Genomic DNA, 19,138 nt, shown 5'->3' with positions numbered 1-19,138 from the left:
AACCTAACACAAAAAATGTTCCAATTAAACTAAAGAACATTATGAAATTTTGGCAGTTTTAGGCTTTTTAAGGAAGCCTAAATTTTCTTTTGTTTGTTGATTTCGTCCTGCAACTGGCGTCTTACTTTTTGTTCGCGCTCAAGGGCTGTTCTTCGGTGCTCGTCGAATTCCTCTTCAATTTCAGCCAACGATTTTCTGGCCTCGCGGGTAATGGCGTTACTATTCTTAAATTTATAAATGAATAATAGGAGTAAAGCCAATAGTCCGGCGATGATAGACCACATTAGTCCGTTGTAACCACCTTTGCTCATCTGTATTCCGAAAAGCGCCATGCTGTCTTTTTCGGCATTGGTTTTGTCTAATTTGTTTTGGGTGCTTAAAAGGTTTGACTTTAAATTTTCAATTTCCTTGGCCTGTGTTTTTACTACGGTTTGCGTTTCTGCCAAATCTTTATGCACAGCTTTTAATGAGTCTAAAGTATGCGCTTTAAGCGTGTAAAGCCATGTTTTTTTAACCGTTTTGTATTCCTGCCAGCTGTTTGAGCGTCTTATCACAAATTCAAATTGATTATCGATAGAGCCACTGTTCAACGAAAGTTTTTCTTCCTCTTGGTCGGTTTGCGAAAATGAATTAAATGATAAAAGACATGTAAATACTATAAAAAATAACGATTTGATAGGATTCATTTCGGGTGTGATTTTAATAAATGTATTTGGTTTGCGAATTTATAAAATATTGTTTATTAATTGATTATAAATCATTTAAAAAGCCCCATAAAATGAGGCTTTTTTTATATACGACGCTAAGTTTATTTTAGATGTTTTTATTTTAATAGTAGGTATAACGTCTTACTTTGGCAATATATTTTGCTAACCTAATTACTTGGTGGCTGTAACCATACTCGTTATCGTACCAAATGTATAGAATACAGTTTTTTCCATCTTTCCGCACAATGGTAGCCTTACTGTCATAAATGGAAGGTGCCGAACAGCCCACAATATCGCTCGAAACCAGCTCATCACTCAATTCATATTTTATCTGTTCTACCAAATCGCCTTCCAAGGCATATTTTTTTAAAATGGTATTTACGCCGTCCACCGAAGTTTTATTTTTCAATTCCAAGTTTAGAATGGCCAAAGACCCATTGGGCACAGGCACCCGAATGGCGCTCGATGTGAGTTTCCCTTCTAAAGTGGGCAGAGCTTTGGCTACGGCTTGGCCGGCACCAGTTTCGGTAATTACCATATTTAGGGCTGCCGCTCGACCTCGACGGTATTTTTTATGAAAATTATCCACTAAATTTTGATCATTGGTATAAGCGTGAATGGTTTCCAAATGGCCACTTTTTACGCCAAAAGAATCCTCAACAACCTTTAAAATAGGGGTGATGGCATTGGTGGTACACGATGCTGCCGAAAAAATATTCAGTTTATCTGGGTTGTATGCTTTGTGGTTAACGCCATAAACAATATTGGGCACTTCTTTCCCCGGGGCGGTCAAAAGCACTTTGTCAATGCCTTTGGCTTTTAGGTGTCGGCTTAAACCCGGTTGGTCTCGAAATGCACCCGTATTATCAATAACCAAGGCGTTGTTTATATTAAATGTGGTATAGTCGATATCTTCGGGGGCATTGGCAGAAATCATGTGTACCGTAGTGCCGTTTATAATGAGGGCTTTCTTTTTTAAATCGACCGAAACCGTGCCTGAAAACTCACCATGAACCGAATCGTTCCGTAAAAGGGCGGCGCGCTTTTCTAAAATATTTTCGTTGAGTTCACCACGGGTTACAATGGCCCGTAATCGTAATTGGCTGCCTTTTCCGGTGCGTACCATGAGTTCGCGTGCTACTAATCGGCCAATACGACCGAAACCGTAAAGCACCACGTCTTTTGGTTCAATACTTCCATTTTTATTAGCTTCCCTTAATTTTGAAGCAACAAATCGGGTGGCGTTAATCTGGCTATTTTCTTCTAAATGGAATTCGTAAGTGAGTTTTCCAATATCCAGTTTTGCCGGTGGGATATTCAACGATTTTATGGCCTGTGCAATTTCTACCGAATCAAAAATAGAAATGGGCTTTTGAACAAACTTCCCAGCATATTCGTGCAGGTTTAAAATTTGGCTCACATTTCTGTCGATTAATTGGTTTCTGAAAAGTACCAATTCGATGGATTTGTCGTACCACAAATCACTTACAATTTTAATAAATTCTACGGTCGCTTTTCGTCGGTCTGCCTGAAAGGCCAATTCCTTTTCGTAAGTTTTGATGGAACTCATAATAGTTTAGTTTTAGTTGTATTTGGATGCCTAAAAATACCATATTTCAAACGTTTTCGTAAAGCATTTGCATAAAAAATCGTTCATCCGTAAATATGAAGGGATAAGCCTGGTTTTTTACGCTATTTTTATCGGGAAACTGCAAACAAAAACACCCCGATAAAGTTGATTTTTTAACGGGGTGTTTTAATTCGTGATTTTATTTTTATCTGAAATTATAGCGTTCCTTTTCGCCGTTGGTGTTAATGAGTTCAATGCGCATTTCGGACGATGTGTTGTTTTTCAGTATTCTTTGAATATCATCAACCGAATCTACTTTTTCATCATTTATAGCCGTAACGATGCAACCTTCAGTAATACCGTTTCTTCTCCAATATGCTTCGTAGCGGTCGTTCAGTTCCAAAATTTTAACGCCGTTGGAAGCTTTGTATTTTTTCAGGTCTGCCGACTTCGCGTTTTTTACAAGCCCCACCAAAGGCATGTTGTAGGTTTGGCGTTTAGCCAAGGTTACGTTAACGGTTTCAATATTACCGCTTCTAGATAGCTTCAATTGCACCACGTCGTTAGGACGTTTGGCACTTAAATGGCCTGTTAAATCTGAAAATTTAGATACTTTAATGTTGTCGATTTCCTTGATGATGTCGCCTTTTTTCAATCCGGCTTTATCGGCACCTGAATCTTCAACAACGCCACCAATGTAAATCCCTTCGGTATCTCCTCTAACGGATGACACATCGATGTCCAATCGTTCAGCAGTAGTGTTATCTATTGGTAACGGCACGCCTTCAATACCTAAAATTCCGTTTTGAACGTTACCATATTCCATAATATCTTCAATCACCTTTCGGGCAATATTGCTCGGTACGGCAAACGAGTAACCAATGTACGATCCCGTTTGTGAGGTAATGGCCGTGTTGATGCCCACCAATTCACCATTGGTGTTTACCAAAGCACCTCCAGAATTTCCTGGGTTAACCGCTGCATCCGTTTGAATAAACGATTGCGAACTAGTTCCTGATAAATCCCTCGATTTGGCACTAACAATGCCCGCCGTTACGGTTGAAGTCAGATTGAACGGGTTGCCCACCGCCAATACCCATTCACCAACTTTTACCGTGTCTGAATCTGCAAAAGTAACATAAGGTAGGTCTTCATCGGCATTGATTTTTAATAGCGCGATGTCGGTTTTGGCATCGGCACCAATCAGTTCCGCCGTGTAGGTTTTATTGTTGTTCAGTGTTACCGAAAGCTCATGCGCGTTTTTAATGACGTGGTTGTTGGTAATAATGTAACCATCGGAATTTATAATCACTCCCGAGCCTGTTCCCATCTGGGCGCGCTGTTGTGGTTGCCGTCCGGAAAACAAATCCTGTAACGTAAACTGACCAGAACTTAGGGTTACATTTTTAACGTGCACCACGGCATTTACCGTATTTTCTGCGGCAAGGGAAAAGTCGGGTGACTCTAAAATGTTATTTAAATTGCCAATATTACTTGTGGGTAAAAAAGTTGGGGTTTCCGTTTGTGCAGTAACCACAACGGGTTGTTTTTCTTCTAAAAAAAGCTTGTAGGCTCCCAGAGTGAAAATACCTCCCAGTGCAGAAACCAATACTAGTGCTAAAATTTTCTTCATAATTTAAAATTTATCCTTTTTTAGTTTTTACTATTAATTGAATAATTATTTAACGATTAAAATTAAATATTTATTGAATTACCCATTCTGCTTTTAACGATTTTTAACGTCGCGTTTAACGGTGATTTAACAGTCAATAAAACGCGATAATATTCATATCTTTGTGCATTATTATGCAGCAGACTTTTTACAAATATCAAGGAACGGGAAACGATTTTGTGATGATTGATAATCGTCAACAAACATTCGACAAAAATAATACCAAACAAATCAATTGGTTGTGCGACCGACGTTTTGGCATAGGTGCCGACGGACTTATCCTTTTGGAAAACCACGACGATTACGATTTTAAAATGGTGTATTACAATGCCGACGGAAACGAAAGTACCATGTGCGGTAATGGCGGACGTTGTTTAGTGGCTTTTGCCCAGCAACTCGGTGTTATAAAAAATAAATGTACTTTCGAGGCCATTGACGGGCTGCACCACGCTAAAATAAACGATGGCATTGTTGAGCTGCAAATGCAGGATGTCGATACGGTTGAGCAGTTTAAAAATCACGTGTTTTTAAATACGGGTTCGCCACACCACGTTCAGTTTGAAAATAAAATTGAAGGTTTCGATATAAAAAATGTCGGTGCAAAAATAAGATACGGGCAACCATACAATCAAGAGGGCACTAACGTGAATTTCGTAAAAAAGATTGACGACGGTGCGTTTCGGGTACGCACCTACGAGCGTGGGGTAGAGGATGAAACCTTGTCTTGCGGAACGGGCGTTACTGCGGTGGCCATTGGTATGCACTATATTGGCGAAACTGAAAAAAACTTAATAAACCTGAATGTTGAAGGCGGCAAACTGCAAGTACGTTTCGATGTTGAAAACGGTGCCTATAAAAATGTTTGGCTCATTGGCCCTGCTAAATTTGTTTTCAAAGGAACGATATGATTACTCTAAAAGGCGAAAACATATTTTTACGTGCGCTTGAGCCTGAAGATCTAGAGTTTGTCCATGAGGTAGAAAACGATGAAGCCGTTTGGGAAATCAGCAATACGCAAACGCCCTATTCCAAATTTTTAATCAAACAATATTTAGAGAATGCCCATAAAGATATTTATGAGGTAAAGCAATTGCGTTTGGTCATTTCAAATTACAATAAAGAAACGATTGGATTGATAGATTTGTTCGATTTCGATTTTAAAAATAAACGTGCCGGAGTGGGTATTTTGGTAAAATCGGTGAATGATCGTGCAAAAGGTTACGGCAAGGAAGCACTAAAAATGGTGGTTAATTACAGTTTTGTCCATTTGGGGTTGCATCAACTCTATTGCAATATTTCAGAAGAAAATAAAGCCAGCCAAAAGCTGTTCGTAAGTCAGGGGTTTAAAGAAGTCGGCCTCAAAAAAGATTGGAACGTAGTTAACGGTAGTTTTAAAAACGAATACCTATTTCAGCTTATTAAAAACAATTAAATGTACATAAAAAAGATACTCCTGGCCATTGCGGTTTTAGGTTTGGTAGTGGCCGCCTATTTTGCCTATTTTGTTTACAACGCCATGCTAAGGCCCAATACAGCATTTAATAACGAGGAAGCTTATATCTATGTGCCTACAAATGTTTCATATGATGAAGTTAGGAGCCAATTGGAACCTTTGCTCGACGATATGGACTCGTTTGATGCTTTGGCCGAACGGAAAAAATACACTTCAAATATCAAAGCGGGCCGTTTTATGATAAAAAAAGGCATGAGTAATAACGATATTATCAATTCCATTCGAAGTAAAAACTTGCCCATAAAATTATCGTTCAACAATCAGGAAACTTTGGAAAAGTTGGCCGGACGAATCGCTACTCAAATAGAAGCCGATAGTTTGTCGCTTTTGGAAGCCATGACCAATGAACCATTTTTAGCTGAAAATAATTTTAGTGAAGCCACAGCTTTGGGGATGTATTTACCAAATAGTTATGAATTCTTTTGGAATACTTCTGCGGAAGATTTCAGAAGCCGAATGCTTAAAGAATACAAGCGTTTTTGGAACGAAAGCCGATTGGCAAAAGCCAAGGAAATAGGATTGTCGCCTGCCGAAGTGATTACTTTGGCCTCAATTGTGCACGAAGAGTCTAAACAAGCCAGCGAACAACCTCGAATTGCTGGCGTATATATGAACCGATTGCGTATTGGGATGCCGCTTCAGGCCGACCCCACTTTAAAGTTTGCCGCTTATCAGCTTCCAAAATATAAAAATACCATCATTAAGCGCGTTTTGAATGTTCATAAAGAAATCGATTCGCCTTATAATACATATAAAAGAAGGGGCTTACCTCCTGGACCAATAGCTATGCCAGATATTTCGGCTATAAATGCTGTGCTCAATTACGAAAAGCACAAGTATTTATATTTTGCTGCCGATGCCAGTCGTTTGGGATTCCATAAGTTTGCCAAAAACCTTTCGCAACATAATGCCAATGCAAGGGCATACCAACGTTACTTATCACAACAAGGCATCAACAAGTAGTGGGAAAAAGGGCAATTAAATATATTATCTGCTTTGTTTTCTTACCCTTTAGCTTGTTTTCGCAGTCTAAGCTCAATACTTTTCTAAAACCCAGCGATAGTTTAAATACATCACGACGAAATGCAGTTGTCGCTACCGAAACTTCACTTTCTGCATTGACTTTACTGGGGCTTAACCAAATTTGGTATGCCGATTTCGAACGCTCAAAATTCCATACGGTTAATGATAATAGCCAATGGTTGCAAATGGATAAGTTGGGGCACGCCTTCACCGCCTACCAAATGGGAAAACATGGAGCGCAGCTTTTAAACTGGAGCGGGGTTCAAAAAAAAGACCAACTCATTTACGGTGCGACTTTGGGTTTTACTTTTTTAACAGCTGTTGAGGTGCTAGATGGTTACTCCAAAGAATGGGGCTTTTCATGGGGCGATATTCTGGCAAACGGAGCAGGAACGGGGCTATACATTGGGCAGGAATTGCTTTGGAATGAGCAACGAATTGCGTTAAAATACTCTTTTCATCAAACAAAATATGCATCCTTAAATCCAAATAAGCTCGGTGCAACGTATATAGAGCAAATGTTAAAAGATTATAACGGGCAAACTTATTGGTTGAGTTTTAATCTGCACGACTTTTTTAAAGAAAGTAACATACCCAAATGGCTCAATGTAGCCGTGGGTTATGGCGGAGAAGGGATGTTGTACGGTTCAAAAGATATTGACAGTCAATTGTTGACAAATTACGACAGGTACAGGCAATTCTATTTAAGTTTTGATATAAATTTGAGTAAGATTAGAACCGAATCAAGATTATTGATGACTGTTTTTGATGTTTTTAATATGATAAAAATACCCTTTCCTACGCTGGAATTCAGCAATAAAGGGGCTGTATTTCATCTATTCTACCATTAAAAAAAGTACTTAATCGATTAATTTTGAAGTTATTGAAATAATAACTAATTTTGCACGCTCAAATTTCAAGGCATACTTTTTGTATTTAAGTAGGCTGAAAAAATTTAAAACTATGGTAAAGCATATAGCAGGTTTTACAACCCTTACGCTTACAGTAATAGTGCTTTTGGGCACTTCGTTTCAAACTGATGAGACCATTGATTTGGGCAACTATTCTACAGAAGGCTTAAATTTAAACTACACCGTTATTGATGACACTCAACAAAGCGATGACCTTTTGGCTTTATTGAAAGACGATGATGCTGATGAGGTGTTCACACCTTATTTAGGAAAATCGTTTGTGGGATTTAAGGAAGCTTTGGCCTTTAAAGAGTCTGGCGGTAACTACAATTCGGTAAATACTTATGGGTATTTGGGAAAGTACCAATTTGGAGCATCTACACTAAAATTAATCGGAATACACAACCCAGCTAAGTTTTTAAAGAACCCAAGGTTGCAGGAAAAGGCCTTTTTGGCCAATACGGCACGTAACAAATGGATTTTAAGACGGGATATTAAAAACTTTGTTGGAAAGCGCATTAACGGCATTATTGTCACCGAATCAGGTATTTTGGCAGCGGCCCACTTGGCCGGTCCAGGTAGCGTGAAAAAGTATTTACGTAGTTATGGCTTAGATAACTTTGCTGATGGCTACGGAACAACGGTTTACTACTATATGAAGCGTTTTTCTGGATATGATACGTCGTTTGTAAAACCCAATAAAAAGGCAAAAGCGATCTAATCAGGTTAGAATTTATGGATTATAAAAATGGTAGGTCTTTTATGAAGGTCTACCATATTTTTTTTCCATTGTTTGGCAGTTAGGGTTTTAATGAATTCCGTTGGAAGGGTGATATCGCATGCTACACAAATACTCGTGTTTTGGTCTAAAACAGAAATTAGCCCTTCGAGCATTTTATTGTTTCGGTAAGGCGTTTCAATGAATAGTTGCGATTGATTATGCTCAAACGACAGACGTTCTAAACGCTTTATTTCTTTCTTACGTTCGGCTTTATCAATGGGCAAATAACCATTAAATGCAAAACTTTGTCCGTTCATGCCCGAACCCATCATAGCCATTAAAATTGAAGAAGGGCCAACAAGCGGCACCACTTTTATGTTTTTTTCGTGGGCTATTTTTACCACATCGGCTCCAGGATCGGCCACCCCAGGGCATCCGGCTTCCGAAAGCAGACCAACATCTGTTCCTTGTAAACAAGGATTTAAAAAACCGGGAACCTCGGTGGCTTCAGTGAATTTGTTTAACAGAAAAATGTTAAGCGAGGGCTGTGACTTTTCCGGGCAGATACGTTTTATGAAGCGCCTTGCCGTTTTTTCATTTTCAACAATAAAAGTATTGGTGTTCTCAATTACATGTTTTACTGAAGCCGGAAGTACTTCCATGGGGTCGTGGTCGCCCAAAGTGGTTGGAATCAAGTAAAGTTGGCCTATTCGGTTTGTCATTTAATGAATGATAAGTTTTTTTGAAAGTTTTGAACCGTTGTTCAAATTTACTTCCACAAAATAAAGCCCTTTTTGGTAAGTTTCCATAGAAAAACTGAATGTTTTTTCAGCAGGGTAGTGCGTCTTCATTTTTCGCCCCTTAATATTATAAATTGAAATAGATGCAGTTTCATTAAAAAGATGGGGTAAATGGAAAGTAACCTGCTCAGTAGCAGGATTGGGGTACAAATTGAAATCTGTATTATCGAAAGTTTTGGAGTTCAAATTGGCATCGGTTATTTTGTAAATGCTGGAACCTCCGGCAATGTACAATTCACCATTGGCATCTTTGCCCAAACTCGTCCAACCTTGGCTAATATTTGCGGTTTGAAAAGCTAGCGACCAACTACCGTTATTGGTTAAAATGCCAATGTTCTGTTTGCAATAATCGGCAAAAAAATATTTTCCACTAAAGTTGGGGTAGTTTGTGCCACGGTAAACGTAACCGCCAGTAATGGAGCCAGAGCAACCACTGCCTTCGTGGGGGTATTCTGCAATTGGAGCAATGGTTGCACTTAATCCGCCAGTTGGACAATTAGCACTGGTGTTGAATTCGTGTGTGCCTTCGTAGCACCGCCACCCGTAATTATCGCCCGGTGAGCCGGAGCCATTTACCATATTGATTTCCTCGTAATCGTTTTGACCCACATCGGCAATCCATAAATCGTTTGTAGATTTGTCAAATGAAAATTTCCATGGATTTCTTAATCCAATAGCAAAAATTTCGAGCCTTGGGTCATCGGGTCCGTTGGCCGAATTAGAATACGGATTTGAATTGGGAATGGTGTAGCCACTGTTTCCACTTACATCAATGCGTAATAATTTCCCGAAAAGGCTGGTGATATTTTGCGCGCGGTTTTGTGGATCGCCTCCACTACCGCCATCACCTGATCCAATATAAAGAAAGCCATCGCCGCCAAAGGCTAACTTTCCGCCGTTATGATTGCTGTAAGGCTGTTGGTAACTTAGTAAAATTTCTCCGTTGGCTATTGGCAATATCTGAATTGTTGCTCACGGTATATCGTGCTATAATGGTATTGGGGGTATTGCTGCTGGTGTTGTCGGTATAGTTTACATAAAACTTTCCAGAAGTATTATAATCTGGTGAAAAAGCCAAGCCTAATAGTCCGCGTTCGCCGCCGGAGCCCACCAAGTTTGAAATATCTAAAAACGGCGTGGCATTGACGCTGCCGTCGGGAGTCACTACCTTAATAATTCCTGATTTTTCAACAACAAATAATCGGTTGTCGTTGGCGTGGGCCATTTCCACAGGATTTGAAAATCCAGTAGCGAAGGTTTCGAGTTGAATGGTTTGCGAAAACCCTAAAGCGGTTAATAGGCAAAACCAAATGGCGGTTAAATGTTTCATGGAGCATCTTTTTACGTAAAGTTAGTAAATAAGATACTAAGTGCCATTAGGTTAGGGGTTTACTTTTTTTGCGATAATATCGCAGGCTTCGTTAAGCATGTTATAAACATTTTCAAAACCTTGATCGCCGCCGTAGTAGGGGTCGGGCACTTCGAAGTCTTTTTTAGGGTGAACTTCGTTTAAAATCATTTTCACTTTTGAAATGTCGTTGTTGTTTCTAGCCAGTTTTACGACGTTCTGGAAATTAGAACTGTCCATAACGTAAATGAAATCGAATCGGTCAAAATCTTCAACTTCAAACTGGCGTCCTCTTAAATTTGAAATATCCAATCCGTATTTTCTGGCTACGGCCACCGAGCGTTGGTCGGGCGTGCTTCCAATGTGGTAAGCAGCTGTTCCCGCCGAATCTACGGTAAAACCATTGGAGGGTAGTTTAGATCGTAAAATACCTTCTGCCAATGGAGAACGGCAAATGTTTCCGAGGCAAACCATGAGTATTTTTGTCATTTTAAAAGGGTTTTAAACAGACAGTTTTTTGGTGATGTCTTCAACGTACTTTCTAAATTGCTTGTCGGTTGAAGATAGATTGTCTACTGTTTTGCAAGCGTGTAGTACCGTAGCGTGGTCGCGTTTCCCTATTTGCGAACCAATACTGGCTAATGACGCTTTTGTGAATTTTTTGGCAAAAAACATAGCCAATTGGCGCGCCTGTACAATGTGGCGTTTTCTGGTTTTCGATTGAAGGGTGTCTACATCCATTTGAAAATAATCTGAAACCACCTTTTGGATATAATCGATAGACACCTCCCTTTTGGTGTTTTTTACAAATTTTTCAACAATAACTCGAGCTAAATCTAAAGTGATTTCCTTTTTGTTGAACGATGATTGTGCAATCAATGAAATAATAGCGCCTTCCAATTCCCTCACATTGGTTTTGATGTTTTTGGCCACGTATTCAATAATTTCATCGGGCATTTCAACACCATCGCGGTACAATTTGTTTCTTAAAATAGAAACACGGGTTTCAAAATCGGGGCTCTGCAATTCGGCCGATAATCCCCACTTAAAACGCGATAACAAACGTTGCTCAATGTCCTGCATATCAACCGGTGCTTTATCACTGGTTAGTACCACTTGTTTGCCGTTTTGGTGTAAGTGGTTGAAAATATGGAAGAATACATCTTGCGTTCCTGTTTTTCCAGAAAGGAATTGTACATCGTCAATAATCAATACATCAATAATTTGATAAAAGTGAATAAAGTCGTTTCTATTATTCTTTTTTATCGCATCAATATATTGTTGTGTAAATTTTTCAGCAGAAATATACAGTACCGTTTTTTCGGGGTATTTGTCTTTTATATCAACACCAATAGCGTGCGCTAAATGGGTTTTTCCTAAACCAACGCCACCAAAAATAAGCAACGGATTAAACGATGTGCCTCCTGGTTTGGCGGCTACCGCTAAACCAGCACTTCTGGCCAATCGGTTGGAATCGCCTTCCAAGAAATTCTCAAAGCTATAATTCGGGTTAAGTTGCGACTCAATCTTAACATTTCTTATTCCGGGAATAACGAATGGATTTCGCAATTCTGGATTTTTATTGTTTAGAGGAATGTCAACATCTTGTGATTTTACCGCACTTCGGTTAGAGCTAGGAATTTTTTCTGTAAAAGGTTGCTTGTTGCCATAGGTGTTTTCCATTTTAATAATGTAAACCAACTTGGCTGTTTCGCCCAATTCTTTGGTAAGGGCAACTTTTAAAATTTTCACATAGTGCTCTTCAAGCCATTCGTAAAAAAACTTACTGGGCACTTGAATGCTTAAAGCAGTATCTGTAAGCTTCACTGCAACGATGGGTTCAAACCATGTTTTGTATGCTTGCGGTTGGATATTATCCTTTATAAATTCAAGACAGTTATTCCAAACCGATTGCGCAGTTACACTCATTTTTAAATATACAGATTTTTAAAAGTTAGCTAGATAATGAAAGAAAAATACCTTTCTGTGTCCCCGTTAGGAGTGGCAAATATGTGAACAAAATTCTTAAAAAAAAAATCAATTAGTGTTGAATTTTTAGAAATTTTTCCGCATGTTTAATGCTTATGCCGAAGCTACAAAAAAATATCCAAATAGACTTATGAAATTCGACAAAATACAAATAAGAGTGAGGTACGGTGAAACCGATCAAATGGGCATTGTTTATCACGGAAACTACGCATTATATCTTGAAATGGGTAGGATTGAATGGTTGCGAAAGCACGGAATATCGTATAAATCGATGGAAGAAAACGGGGTAATGCTACCCGTAATTTCACTCAGCATAAATTATAAAAAATCAGCGGTTTATGATGATGTAATTAACGTAAAAACTCAACTAAAAAAACGCCCTTCTGCGAAGATAGAATTTGACTATGAAATCACTAATGAAGTAGGTGAAATTTTGACCACAGCAAGTACCGTTTTGGTATTTATTGATAAAAATACCAATCGGCCAATACGGGCACCAAAATATATTACCGACTTGCTGGAGGATTAATTTATTCAGAAGAAAAAACGGTTCAGTTATTTTAACTGAACCGTTTTTGATTTTATACTGCTTTAGTAGCGGTGCTTTTTTTTCCGTAATATTTATTCCTTAGCCAAAACGAAACGCGTACTAATAAGATTAGTGCTGGTACTTCAACCAGTGGGCCGATAACGCCGGCAAAAGCTTGCCCGGAATTGAGCCCGAAAACCGCAATGGCTACAGCAATGGCAAGTTCAAAATTGTTTCCTGCTGCCGTGAAAGCGACCGATGTGGTTTTGTCATATTCAGCTCCCGTGGCTTTGGTAAAGAAAAAGCCAATGATGAACATTAATGTGAAATAAACCAACAGCGGGATGGCAATAATTACGACATCCATGGGAATTTCAACAATTAACTCACCTTTTAAAGAAAACATGACTATAATGGTGAATAAAAGCGCAATGAGCGTTAACGGCGAAACAGCCGGAATAAACGTTTGGTTGTACCAAGTTTCACCTTTTAATTTTACTAAAATCCATCGACTTAAAATACCCATTAAAAATGGTATGCCTAAATAGATAGCTACACTTTCGGCAATGGTAGCAATAGAAATATCTATAATAGCGCCTTCAAATCCGAAATATGGCGGGAGGATGGTGATAAAAATCCAAGCGTAAAAGCTGTACGCAAACACCTGAAAGATACTGTTTAACGCAACTAATCCTGCGCCGTATTCACTGCTTCCATCGGCTAAGTCGTTCCAAACTAAAACCATAGCAATGCATCTGGCAAGACCAATTAAAATAAGTCCGACCATATATTCAGGGTAGTCCCTTAAAAACGTGATGGCCAATACAAACATCAATACTGGGCCAATAATCCAGTTTAAAACCAATGATATGGAAAGGATTTTGGTGTTTTTAAACACTTTTGGTAATAACGAATAATTCACCTTTGCTAATGGCGGGTACATCATCAAAATCAAACCAATGGCAATGGGAATATTGGTAGTGCCGCTGCTCATGGCATTGATAACGTTTGGAAACGAGGGAAAGAAATAACCAATACCAACGCCAAGTGCCATGGCTACAAAAATCCAAAGGGTGAGGTTTCTGTCGAGAAAACTCAATTTTTTAGTTTTTGCCATGTTAAGATTGAATTTTAGAAAATACATAAAACAATTCGGTAGCAATTTGGATGCTACGTTCGTTATATTTTTCAGCCTGTTGTGGGGTGCCATCAAATGCTTTGGGGTCTTCAAATGTAATAGGGATTCGTTTTTCAGCTCCGGGAACAAATGGGCAAGCTTCATTGGCCGAGTCGCAGGTCATAATGGCCGCGAATGCCGATTTCGGGTTAAAATCGTCATCCAGTTTTTTTGAAAAACCAATAACCGGATGGGCATTTTCAGAATATTTAATACTGTATACAGGGTTTTTACCTTCGGAAAGGGTTTGTATTAGGAATCCTGAATTTTTTAGCGCTTCGGCTGCCATGGGGAACAATGCCGTGGCTTCGGTGCCTCCCGAATAACAAAATACATTTTTTATGTTAAAGTACGCGGCCATGGTTTGAGCCCAAACCTGTGATAGGTGACTGCGACGCGAGTTGTGAGTGCAAATAAAATTTATTCGGATGTCTTGTTGGTTTGACACTTTTTCCTGAACAAACTCAATTAAAGGTTGTAAAGTTGCTTTTCTTTCCTCTGAAATGGTTTCTGGTTTCAGACTTTTTATGGTTTGTTCTATTTCTGTGAATAGGTGGGTTTGTGTTGATATCATTATTAATTGTGTTTGTTTATAATTAGCAGCAGTTTCCTCCAGGCTCACAACAAGGTTCGTTGTTGAGGTTAGACAATCGTACTTTTGGTTTTTCGGCAGGGATTCCGCAGTTATCTTTGGCCAAACAATCGGTTTGTTTGGTTGTGAGCAAGAAATTTTCACCGTTATAGTCCAATCCGAACTTGCCAATGGTTTCTCCTTGGTATTCTACTTCAATGTCTAAATCGCCAATGCCCAAAGTTTTTTCAGAAAGCTCTATGATGTGCAGTAGTTTTTCTGGGTGCAAACGGTGGTTGTAATCATCGGCGCTCCATAATTGAAAGTTTACTACTTCCTCGTTGCGAACGGTACCACCGCAATCAATAAAGTGCTTGGTTATTTTCCCTACTTCGGTAACATGAAAATGTTTTGGTACCAATTGTCGGTTTGGTAATTGAAAGGCGATGTTCTTTTCTCTTGCAAGGATGTTTTTTATTTCTGAAAGTTTCATGATGAAATTATTTAATTATTTGTTCTAAATTATTGATACGAGTTGCAATATATAGCATTTCTTTAGGGATACTATGGGTGTCGTTTAGGTGTAAAGTAATATGGTTTTTTAGAATTCCTTCTTCGGTGGCGATTTTAATGGTTCGAGGGGTTTCGGTTAAGCTTTCTATGTTTTTGGGGTGAATGTCCCAACTCCCGGAGCCAAACTTGAGTTTTATTTTGTTGTTTTTATCATTTTTAACCTTAAAACCGAATTGATTTAGCGAATTAAGATTTACATGTTTCGAATTATTTTCAATACCAGCAGACTCGATGTTGAATAGGTTTTCAAGTCCGTAATAATGAAGCCCTGTTTTTAACCAAATCATGGCAAGCTGGCTCGTTTTATCATTTTCTTTATCAATAAAAATGGCATGTGCAGTGTTATTTCCTTTTTTTTCTTTGTGTAGTTTGTAGGCTATTTGGTCTAAAATAAGTAATTCTTCTTTGGGAATTTCAGTAAAAGTTTCACCAATTTCAACAACAGATTTTTTAATTTTATTACTTAGCGATTGTGCTTGCATGGTAACTGTGCTTGCCAACAGAAGGCTTAAAAAGGCGATTAATGATTTTGTTTTCATGGCTGTGATGTTTTATTTATTGTTATATCGCAATATTGCAATTAACGTAGAGAAATTTTTTAGCAACAACTTTGCTTATTGAGGTCTTGGTCTAAAAACTGGAGCATGACATTTTTCATTTTAGTCCAGTTTTCAGAGTCGATGCAGTAACAAACACTAGTGCCTTCTACGCTGCCTTTAATCAATCCTAATTGTTTAAGTTCTTTTAAATGCTGTGAAATAGTGGGTTGGGCCAAACCGATTTCATCAACTAAATCGCCACAAACACAAGTGTCTATTTTAAATAAATGCTGTAAAATGGCGACTCTGGCTGGGTGGCCAAATACTTTTGCAAAAACAGCGATTTCGTTTTGCGCTTCGGTAAATATTTCAGTTTTTGATATTCCCATTTTATTATTTATATATTGCAATATTACGATTAATTAGTTTTTCCACAAAAAAAAGACCTTAAAAATTTTTAAAGGTCCTTTTAAAATTATATGTTTTTTGATGGGTTTTTAACCATTCATTGAAATCAAAAATTCCTCGTTGTTTCTGGTTTGCTTAATGCGGTCGTTAATAAATTCCATGGCCTCAATAGGATTCATGTCGGCCAAGTATTTACGCATTACCCACATACGTTGTATGGTATTGTCGTCCAATAATAAATCGTCGCGACGAGTGCTCGAAGACGTTAGGTCGATGGCAGGGAAAATTCTACGGTTGGAAATTTTTCTATCCAACTGAAGTTCCATGTTACCTGTTCCTTTAAATTCTTCAAAAATAACTTCGTCCATTTTAGATCCGGTTTCGGTAAGTGCCGTGGCGATAATGGTTAGTGACCCACCGTTTTCAATATTTCTAGCCGCACCAAAGAACCTTTTCGGTCTGTGCAACGCATTGGCGTCAACACCACCACTTAATATTTTACCGGATGCCGGCTGAACCGTGTTGTAGGCTCTGGCCAAACGGGTAATAGAATCTAAAAGAATCACCACATCGTGGCCGCATTCTACCAAACGCTTTGCTTTTTCAAGCACGATATCGGCAATTTTTACGTGTTCGTGAGCCTCTTTATCGAATGTAGAAGCAATCACTTCACCATGAACGTGGCGTTGCATATCGGTAACTTCTTCCGGGCGTTCATCAATTAATAAAATCATTTGGTACACTTCGGGATGGTTGGCGGCAATGGCGTTGGCTACATCCTTGAGTAACATGGTTTTCCCCGTTTTGGGTTGCGAAACGATCATACCACGTTGACCTTTCCCAATAGGAGAAAACAAGTCCATGATTCTAGTAGAAATGGTGCTCTGTCTTTCAGCAATATTGAATTTTTCCTGCGGGAACAACGGTGTTAAATGCTCGAACGATACGCGGTCGCGCACCACTTCCGGTTTTTGGCCGTTAATGCGGTTTACTTTAATGAGTGGGAAATATTTTTCGCCTTCTTTTGGTGGGCGTACATTTCCTAAAACGGTATCGCCTTTTTTAAGTCCGAATAAACGAATTTGCGATTGCGATACATAAATATCGTCTGGAGATGACAAATAATTATAGTCAGAAGAGCGTAAAAAGCCATACCCATCCTGCATAATATCCAACACGCCTTCACTTTCAATAATGGCATCAAATTCAAAATCAGGTTCGCGATAGCGATTTCTGTTGTCCTTATTGCCTTTATCTACGTTAGTATTCTTTTGGTTTTTATTTTGACCTTTGTTGTTGTGGGGTCTTTTGTTTTGCTTGGGCTGGTTGTCGTTTTGAGCCTTTTGTTTAGGGGCGTTATCTGTTTTTTGCTCTTCTACTTTTTGCTTCGGAGCGTTTTCCTCTTTTTTAGGGGCATCACTACTTTTCTCGGCAGCTGGTTTGTTGTCGGCTTTTGCAGGAGCATTGCGCTGCACCCTTTGCCTTGGTTTTCTTGCGGGCTTATTGTCGTCTTTAGCCTCTGTTTTTGCCTCACTTGGGTTAGGGGCAACTGCTTCTTTAACCGCATTTGGGTCGGCAGCCTGCTGGTCTAGTATTTGGTAAACTAAATCCAATTTTTTTAACGAACGGTATTTTGGTACGTTCAATTTTTTAGCAATCTCCTGTAGTTCAGCGAGCTTCTTTGCTTTTAATTGTGAAATTTCAAACATCTATGTTAATTGAAGATTTTATTTGCGAATACAAACCGTAGTTATATTCTGAAAAATGATTTTTTATTTTCTGAAGAAATAACCGCTTGTAAATGCGGTCGTTGAGAATTAATACTGCAATTATACAACTTTATTTTATTTTTTACCGCTAATTCTTTTATTTTTGCGGTCTAGTTTTAAAAAAAAGTATGCTACAGCGTATCCAAACCGTTTATCTTTTAATAGCTGCCGGAATTTCCGGAGGCTTGATTTTCGTATTTGAATTGTGGCAAACCGACGATGCCGAAAAAATATTTGCAGCCCATGTGCCTATTGTTTTAGTTGGGTTTTTATTATCGGTTTTGTTATCGTTGGTTGGTATAATGAGTTATAAAAATAGGAAGTCTCAGTTTATTTTGGGGCGACTTAACATCATATTAAACTTTATTTTACTAGGATTTTTCGTGTACCGATCGCTAAATTTATCTGGAGAAACGGCGGTTTCTGAGAAAGGTATTGGGATGCTTCTCCCTATTGTTTCTATCGTGTTTTTGGCCTTGGCCAATAAAGCCATCAAGAAGGATGAAGATCTTGTAAAATCTGTTGATCGATTGCGTTAAACCTAACATCTTAGTAGTATTAGTGCGTTAAAAACCCAAAGTGAAAGCTTTGGGTTTTTTTAATGAAACCCAGTTTTGAAAAGTTGCAAAAACAACGCATTCAAAAGTGTAGGTTAAATTAATTCCGATGCATATCGGGATCCCTTTATGTTTGGGCGTTACCCTGTCGGGTCGGGCTTTACGTTACAAGTCCTCGCTCGTGCCTCGCTGTGGGCTTTCCTCTGCAATCCCTAACGCACTTATCTGCCAAAAGCCGTTATAACCCCAAAGTACGATTACCGTTTATCAAACTCAATAACTTCTAAATTCTCAATCTTTTTCCCGTCAATAGTAAAACGCAGCATGGTACGCACTTTGTGGAAGCCATGTTTGCCAACGGCACCAGGGTTCATGTGGATTAAGTTCAATTTTTTATCCGGCATTACCTTTAAAATATGCGAATGCCCACAAATAAAAATCCGTGGCGGATTTTGTTTGATTTCACTGTAAACACGAGCATTGTATTTTGGCGGATAGCCACCAATATGAGTCACCCAAACATCAACATCTTCACACAAAAACCGATTATGCTCAGGAAATTCACCTCTCATTTTGGCATCATCAATATTACCATAAACCGCTTTTAATGGTTTCAATGCTTTTATGGCATCGGTCACCTTTAAATCGCCAATATCTCCGGCGTGCCAAACTTCATCGGCTTGCTTAACATATCTTAAAATGTCGTTGTCAATATATCCGTGGGTATCAGAAAGCAGTAATATTTTTGTCATTTCATTAAA

The 19,138-nt window shown here is 38.7% G+C and carries 22 protein-coding genes; 7 read left to right on the top strand and 15 right to left on the bottom strand.

Annotated elements, in window-relative coordinates:
• Positions 1 to 77 precede the first annotated feature (77 nt).
• From ABI125_12470 to ABI125_12460, 3 genes are all read right to left on the bottom strand, one after another.
• On the bottom strand, positions 78 to 686 hold the full coding sequence (locus tag ABI125_12470) for a tRNA (guanine-N1)-methyltransferase (protein XCF05536.1): 609 nt from the start codon (positions 684 to 686) through the stop codon (positions 78 to 80).
• Positions 687 to 828: 142 nt separating this feature from the next.
• Positions 829 to 2,277 (bottom strand): glyceraldehyde-3-phosphate dehydrogenase, encoded by a 1,449-nt coding sequence (locus tag ABI125_12465; GenBank protein XCF05535.1) that lies wholly within the window; start codon positions 2,275 to 2,277, stop codon positions 829 to 831.
• Positions 2,278 to 2,482: 205 nt separating this feature from the next.
• Positions 2,483 to 3,910: a trypsin-like peptidase domain-containing protein gene (locus ABI125_12460; protein ID XCF05534.1), complete on the bottom strand. Its 1,428-nt coding sequence runs from the start codon at positions 3,908 to 3,910 to the stop codon at positions 2,483 to 2,485.
• Between the two features lie 173 nt (positions 3,911 to 4,083).
• Here ABI125_12460 and dapF point away from each other — a divergent pair, with 173 nt between their 5' ends.
• The 5 genes from dapF to ABI125_12435 all read left to right on the top strand — a co-directional run bounded on the left by dapF (position 4,084) and on the right by ABI125_12435 (position 8,117).
• Positions 4,084 to 4,857: a diaminopimelate epimerase gene (gene dapF / locus ABI125_12455; protein ID XCF05533.1), complete on the top strand. Its 774-nt coding sequence runs from the start codon at positions 4,084 to 4,086 to the stop codon at positions 4,855 to 4,857.
• Positions 4,854 to 5,381, top strand: a complete 528-nt coding sequence (locus ABI125_12450) for a GNAT family N-acetyltransferase (GenBank protein XCF05532.1) — start codon at positions 4,854 to 4,856, stop codon at positions 5,379 to 5,381. Before dapF ends, ABI125_12450 begins: the two co-directional genes overlap by 4 nt.
• Positions 5,382 to 6,425 (top strand): endolytic transglycosylase MltG, encoded by a 1,044-nt coding sequence (mltG, locus tag ABI125_12445; protein XCF05531.1) that lies wholly within the window; start codon positions 5,382 to 5,384, stop codon positions 6,423 to 6,425.
• Between the two features lie 53 nt (positions 6,426 to 6,478).
• Entirely contained in the window at positions 6,479 to 7,336 is an 858-nt protein-coding gene (locus ABI125_12440; protein XCF05530.1) for a DUF2279 domain-containing protein, read from the top strand.
• 112 nt (positions 7,337 to 7,448) lie between these two features.
• Positions 7,449 to 8,117: a peptidoglycan-binding protein LysM gene (locus ABI125_12435; GenBank protein XCF05529.1), complete on the top strand. Its 669-nt coding sequence runs from the start codon at positions 7,449 to 7,451 to the stop codon at positions 8,115 to 8,117.
• A gap of 5 nt (positions 8,118 to 8,122) precedes the next feature.
• Here the strand turns inward: ABI125_12435 and ABI125_12430 are convergent, their stop codons facing one another.
• From ABI125_12430 to dnaA, 5 genes are read right to left on the bottom strand one after another with little or no spacing between them, the layout of a single operon-like run.
• A complete protein-coding gene (locus ABI125_12430) occupies positions 8,123 to 8,839 on the bottom strand; it encodes an SAM-dependent methyltransferase (GenBank protein XCF05528.1) in 717 nt (238 codons plus the stop codon).
• Entirely contained in the window at positions 8,840 to 9,874 is a 1,035-nt protein-coding gene (locus tag ABI125_12425; GenBank protein ID XCF05527.1) for a PQQ-dependent sugar dehydrogenase, read from the bottom strand.
• A complete protein-coding gene (locus tag ABI125_12420; GenBank protein ID XCF05526.1) occupies positions 9,816 to 10,247 on the bottom strand; it encodes a PQQ-dependent sugar dehydrogenase in 432 nt (143 codons plus the stop codon). The genes ABI125_12425 and ABI125_12420 overlap by 59 nt, the downstream gene beginning before the upstream one ends.
• A 51-nt stretch (positions 10,248 to 10,298) precedes the next feature.
• The gene (locus ABI125_12415) at positions 10,299 to 10,754 is read right to left on the bottom strand and encodes a low molecular weight protein-tyrosine-phosphatase (GenBank protein XCF05525.1); all 456 of its coding nucleotides are present in this window, start codon (positions 10,752 to 10,754) and stop codon (positions 10,299 to 10,301) included.
• 12 nt (positions 10,755 to 10,766) lie between these two features.
• Positions 10,767 to 12,194, bottom strand: coding sequence for a chromosomal replication initiator protein DnaA (dnaA, locus tag ABI125_12410; GenBank protein ID XCF05524.1), 1,428 nt, complete (start codon positions 12,192 to 12,194; stop codon positions 10,767 to 10,769).
• Between the two features lie 190 nt (positions 12,195 to 12,384).
• Here dnaA and ABI125_12405 point away from each other — a divergent pair, with 190 nt between their 5' ends.
• On the top strand, positions 12,385 to 12,783 hold the full coding sequence (locus tag ABI125_12405; protein ID XCF05523.1) for a thioesterase family protein: 399 nt from the start codon (positions 12,385 to 12,387) through the stop codon (positions 12,781 to 12,783).
• A 52-nt stretch (positions 12,784 to 12,835) separates the two neighbouring features.
• Here the strand turns inward: ABI125_12405 and arsB are convergent, their stop codons facing one another.
• The 6 genes from arsB to rho all read right to left on the bottom strand — a co-directional run bounded on the left by arsB (position 12,836) and on the right by rho (position 17,760).
• Complete coding sequence (gene arsB, locus ABI125_12400) at positions 12,836 to 13,900, bottom strand: ACR3 family arsenite efflux transporter (GenBank protein XCF05522.1); 1,065 nt, start codon at positions 13,898 to 13,900, stop codon at positions 12,836 to 12,838.
• 1 nt (position 13,901) lies between these two features.
• On the bottom strand, positions 13,902 to 14,534 hold the full coding sequence (locus ABI125_12395; GenBank protein XCF05521.1) for a protein-tyrosine-phosphatase: 633 nt from the start codon (positions 14,532 to 14,534) through the stop codon (positions 13,902 to 13,904).
• Between the two features lie 22 nt (positions 14,535 to 14,556).
• Complete coding sequence (locus ABI125_12390) at positions 14,557 to 15,024, bottom strand: DUF6428 family protein (protein XCF05520.1); 468 nt, start codon at positions 15,022 to 15,024, stop codon at positions 14,557 to 14,559.
• 7 nt (positions 15,025 to 15,031) lie between these two features.
• Entirely contained in the window at positions 15,032 to 15,643 is a 612-nt protein-coding gene (locus tag ABI125_12385) for a hypothetical protein (protein XCF05519.1), read from the bottom strand.
• Between the two features lie 59 nt (positions 15,644 to 15,702).
• Entirely contained in the window at positions 15,703 to 16,032 is a 330-nt protein-coding gene (locus ABI125_12380; GenBank protein ID XCF05518.1) for a metalloregulator ArsR/SmtB family transcription factor, read from the bottom strand.
• A gap of 108 nt (positions 16,033 to 16,140) precedes the next feature.
• Entirely contained in the window at positions 16,141 to 17,760 is a 1,620-nt protein-coding gene (gene rho / locus ABI125_12375) for a transcription termination factor Rho (GenBank protein ID XCF05517.1), read from the bottom strand.
• Positions 17,761 to 17,948: 188 nt separating this feature from the next.
• Between rho and ABI125_12370 the strand changes: the two genes are divergently transcribed.
• Positions 17,949 to 18,359: a DUF4293 domain-containing protein gene (locus tag ABI125_12370; GenBank protein ID XCF05516.1), complete on the top strand. Its 411-nt coding sequence runs from the start codon at positions 17,949 to 17,951 to the stop codon at positions 18,357 to 18,359.
• A gap of 275 nt (positions 18,360 to 18,634) precedes the next feature.
• On the opposite strand, the gene ABI125_12365 is transcribed toward ABI125_12370, so the two are convergent.
• Positions 18,635 to 19,129, bottom strand: a complete 495-nt coding sequence (locus ABI125_12365) for a metallophosphoesterase family protein (protein ID XCF05515.1) — start codon at positions 19,127 to 19,129, stop codon at positions 18,635 to 18,637.
• Positions 19,130 to 19,138 lie beyond the last annotated feature (9 nt).

It is taken from the genome of Tamlana crocina, assembly GCA_040429635.1.
GTDB classification, from domain to species: Bacteria; Bacteroidota; Bacteroidia; order Flavobacteriales; family Flavobacteriaceae; genus Flavisericum; species Flavisericum crocinum.
The sequence above is the reverse complement of the archived record's forward strand: the minus strand, read 5'-3'. Positions and strand labels throughout refer to the sequence as shown.

What these genes read in the sequence shown, in the direction of transcription:
- ABI125_12460 (XCF05534.1), bottom strand. Translation starts at nt 3,910, where the DNA reads ATGAAGAAAATTTTAGCACTAGTATTGGTTTCTGCACTGGGAGGTATT.
- rho (XCF05517.1), bottom strand. Translation starts at nt 17,760, where the DNA reads ATGTTTGAAATTTCACAATTAAAAGCAAAGAAGCTCGCTGAACTACAG.
- ABI125_12470 (XCF05536.1), bottom strand. Translation starts at nt 686, where the DNA reads ATGAATCCTATCAAATCGTTATTTTTTATAGTATTTACATGTCTTTTA.
- ABI125_12450 (XCF05532.1), top strand. Translation starts at nt 4,854, where the DNA reads ATGATTACTCTAAAAGGCGAAAACATATTTTTACGTGCGCTTGAGCCT.
- ABI125_12365 (XCF05515.1), bottom strand. Translation starts at nt 19,129, where the DNA reads ATGACAAAAATATTACTGCTTTCTGATACCCACGGATATATTGACAAC.
- ABI125_12390 (XCF05520.1), bottom strand. Translation starts at nt 15,024, where the DNA reads ATGAAACTTTCAGAAATAAAAAACATCCTTGCAAGAGAAAAGAACATC.
- ABI125_12415 (XCF05525.1), bottom strand. Translation starts at nt 10,754, where the DNA reads ATGACAAAAATACTCATGGTTTGCCTCGGAAACATTTGCCGTTCTCCA.
- ABI125_12430 (XCF05528.1), bottom strand. Translation starts at nt 8,839, where the DNA reads ATGACAAACCGAATAGGCCAACTTTACTTGATTCCAACCACTTTGGGC.
- ABI125_12385 (XCF05519.1), bottom strand. Translation starts at nt 15,643, where the DNA reads ATGAAAACAAAATCATTAATCGCCTTTTTAAGCCTTCTGTTGGCAAGC.
- ABI125_12465 (XCF05535.1), bottom strand. Translation starts at nt 2,277, where the DNA reads ATGAGTTCCATCAAAACTTACGAAAAGGAATTGGCCTTTCAGGCAGAC.
- ABI125_12435 (XCF05529.1), top strand. Translation starts at nt 7,449, where the DNA reads ATGGTAAAGCATATAGCAGGTTTTACAACCCTTACGCTTACAGTAATA.
- dapF (XCF05533.1), top strand. Translation starts at nt 4,084, where the DNA reads ATGCAGCAGACTTTTTACAAATATCAAGGAACGGGAAACGATTTTGTG.
- ABI125_12405 (XCF05523.1), top strand. Translation starts at nt 12,385, where the DNA reads ATGAAATTCGACAAAATACAAATAAGAGTGAGGTACGGTGAAACCGAT.
- dnaA (XCF05524.1), bottom strand. Translation starts at nt 12,194, where the DNA reads ATGAGTGTAACTGCGCAATCGGTTTGGAATAACTGTCTTGAATTTATA.
- arsB (XCF05522.1), bottom strand. Translation starts at nt 13,900, where the DNA reads ATGGCAAAAACTAAAAAATTGAGTTTTCTCGACAGAAACCTCACCCTT.
- ABI125_12395 (XCF05521.1), bottom strand. Translation starts at nt 14,534, where the DNA reads ATGATATCAACACAAACCCACCTATTCACAGAAATAGAACAAACCATA.
- ABI125_12420 (XCF05526.1), bottom strand. Translation starts at nt 10,247, where the DNA reads ATGAAACATTTAACCGCCATTTGGTTTTGCCTATTAACCGCTTTAGGG.
- ABI125_12370 (XCF05516.1), top strand. Translation starts at nt 17,949, where the DNA reads ATGCTACAGCGTATCCAAACCGTTTATCTTTTAATAGCTGCCGGAATT.
- mltG (XCF05531.1), top strand. Translation starts at nt 5,382, where the DNA reads ATGTACATAAAAAAGATACTCCTGGCCATTGCGGTTTTAGGTTTGGTA.
- ABI125_12380 (XCF05518.1), bottom strand. Translation starts at nt 16,032, where the DNA reads ATGGGAATATCAAAAACTGAAATATTTACCGAAGCGCAAAACGAAATC.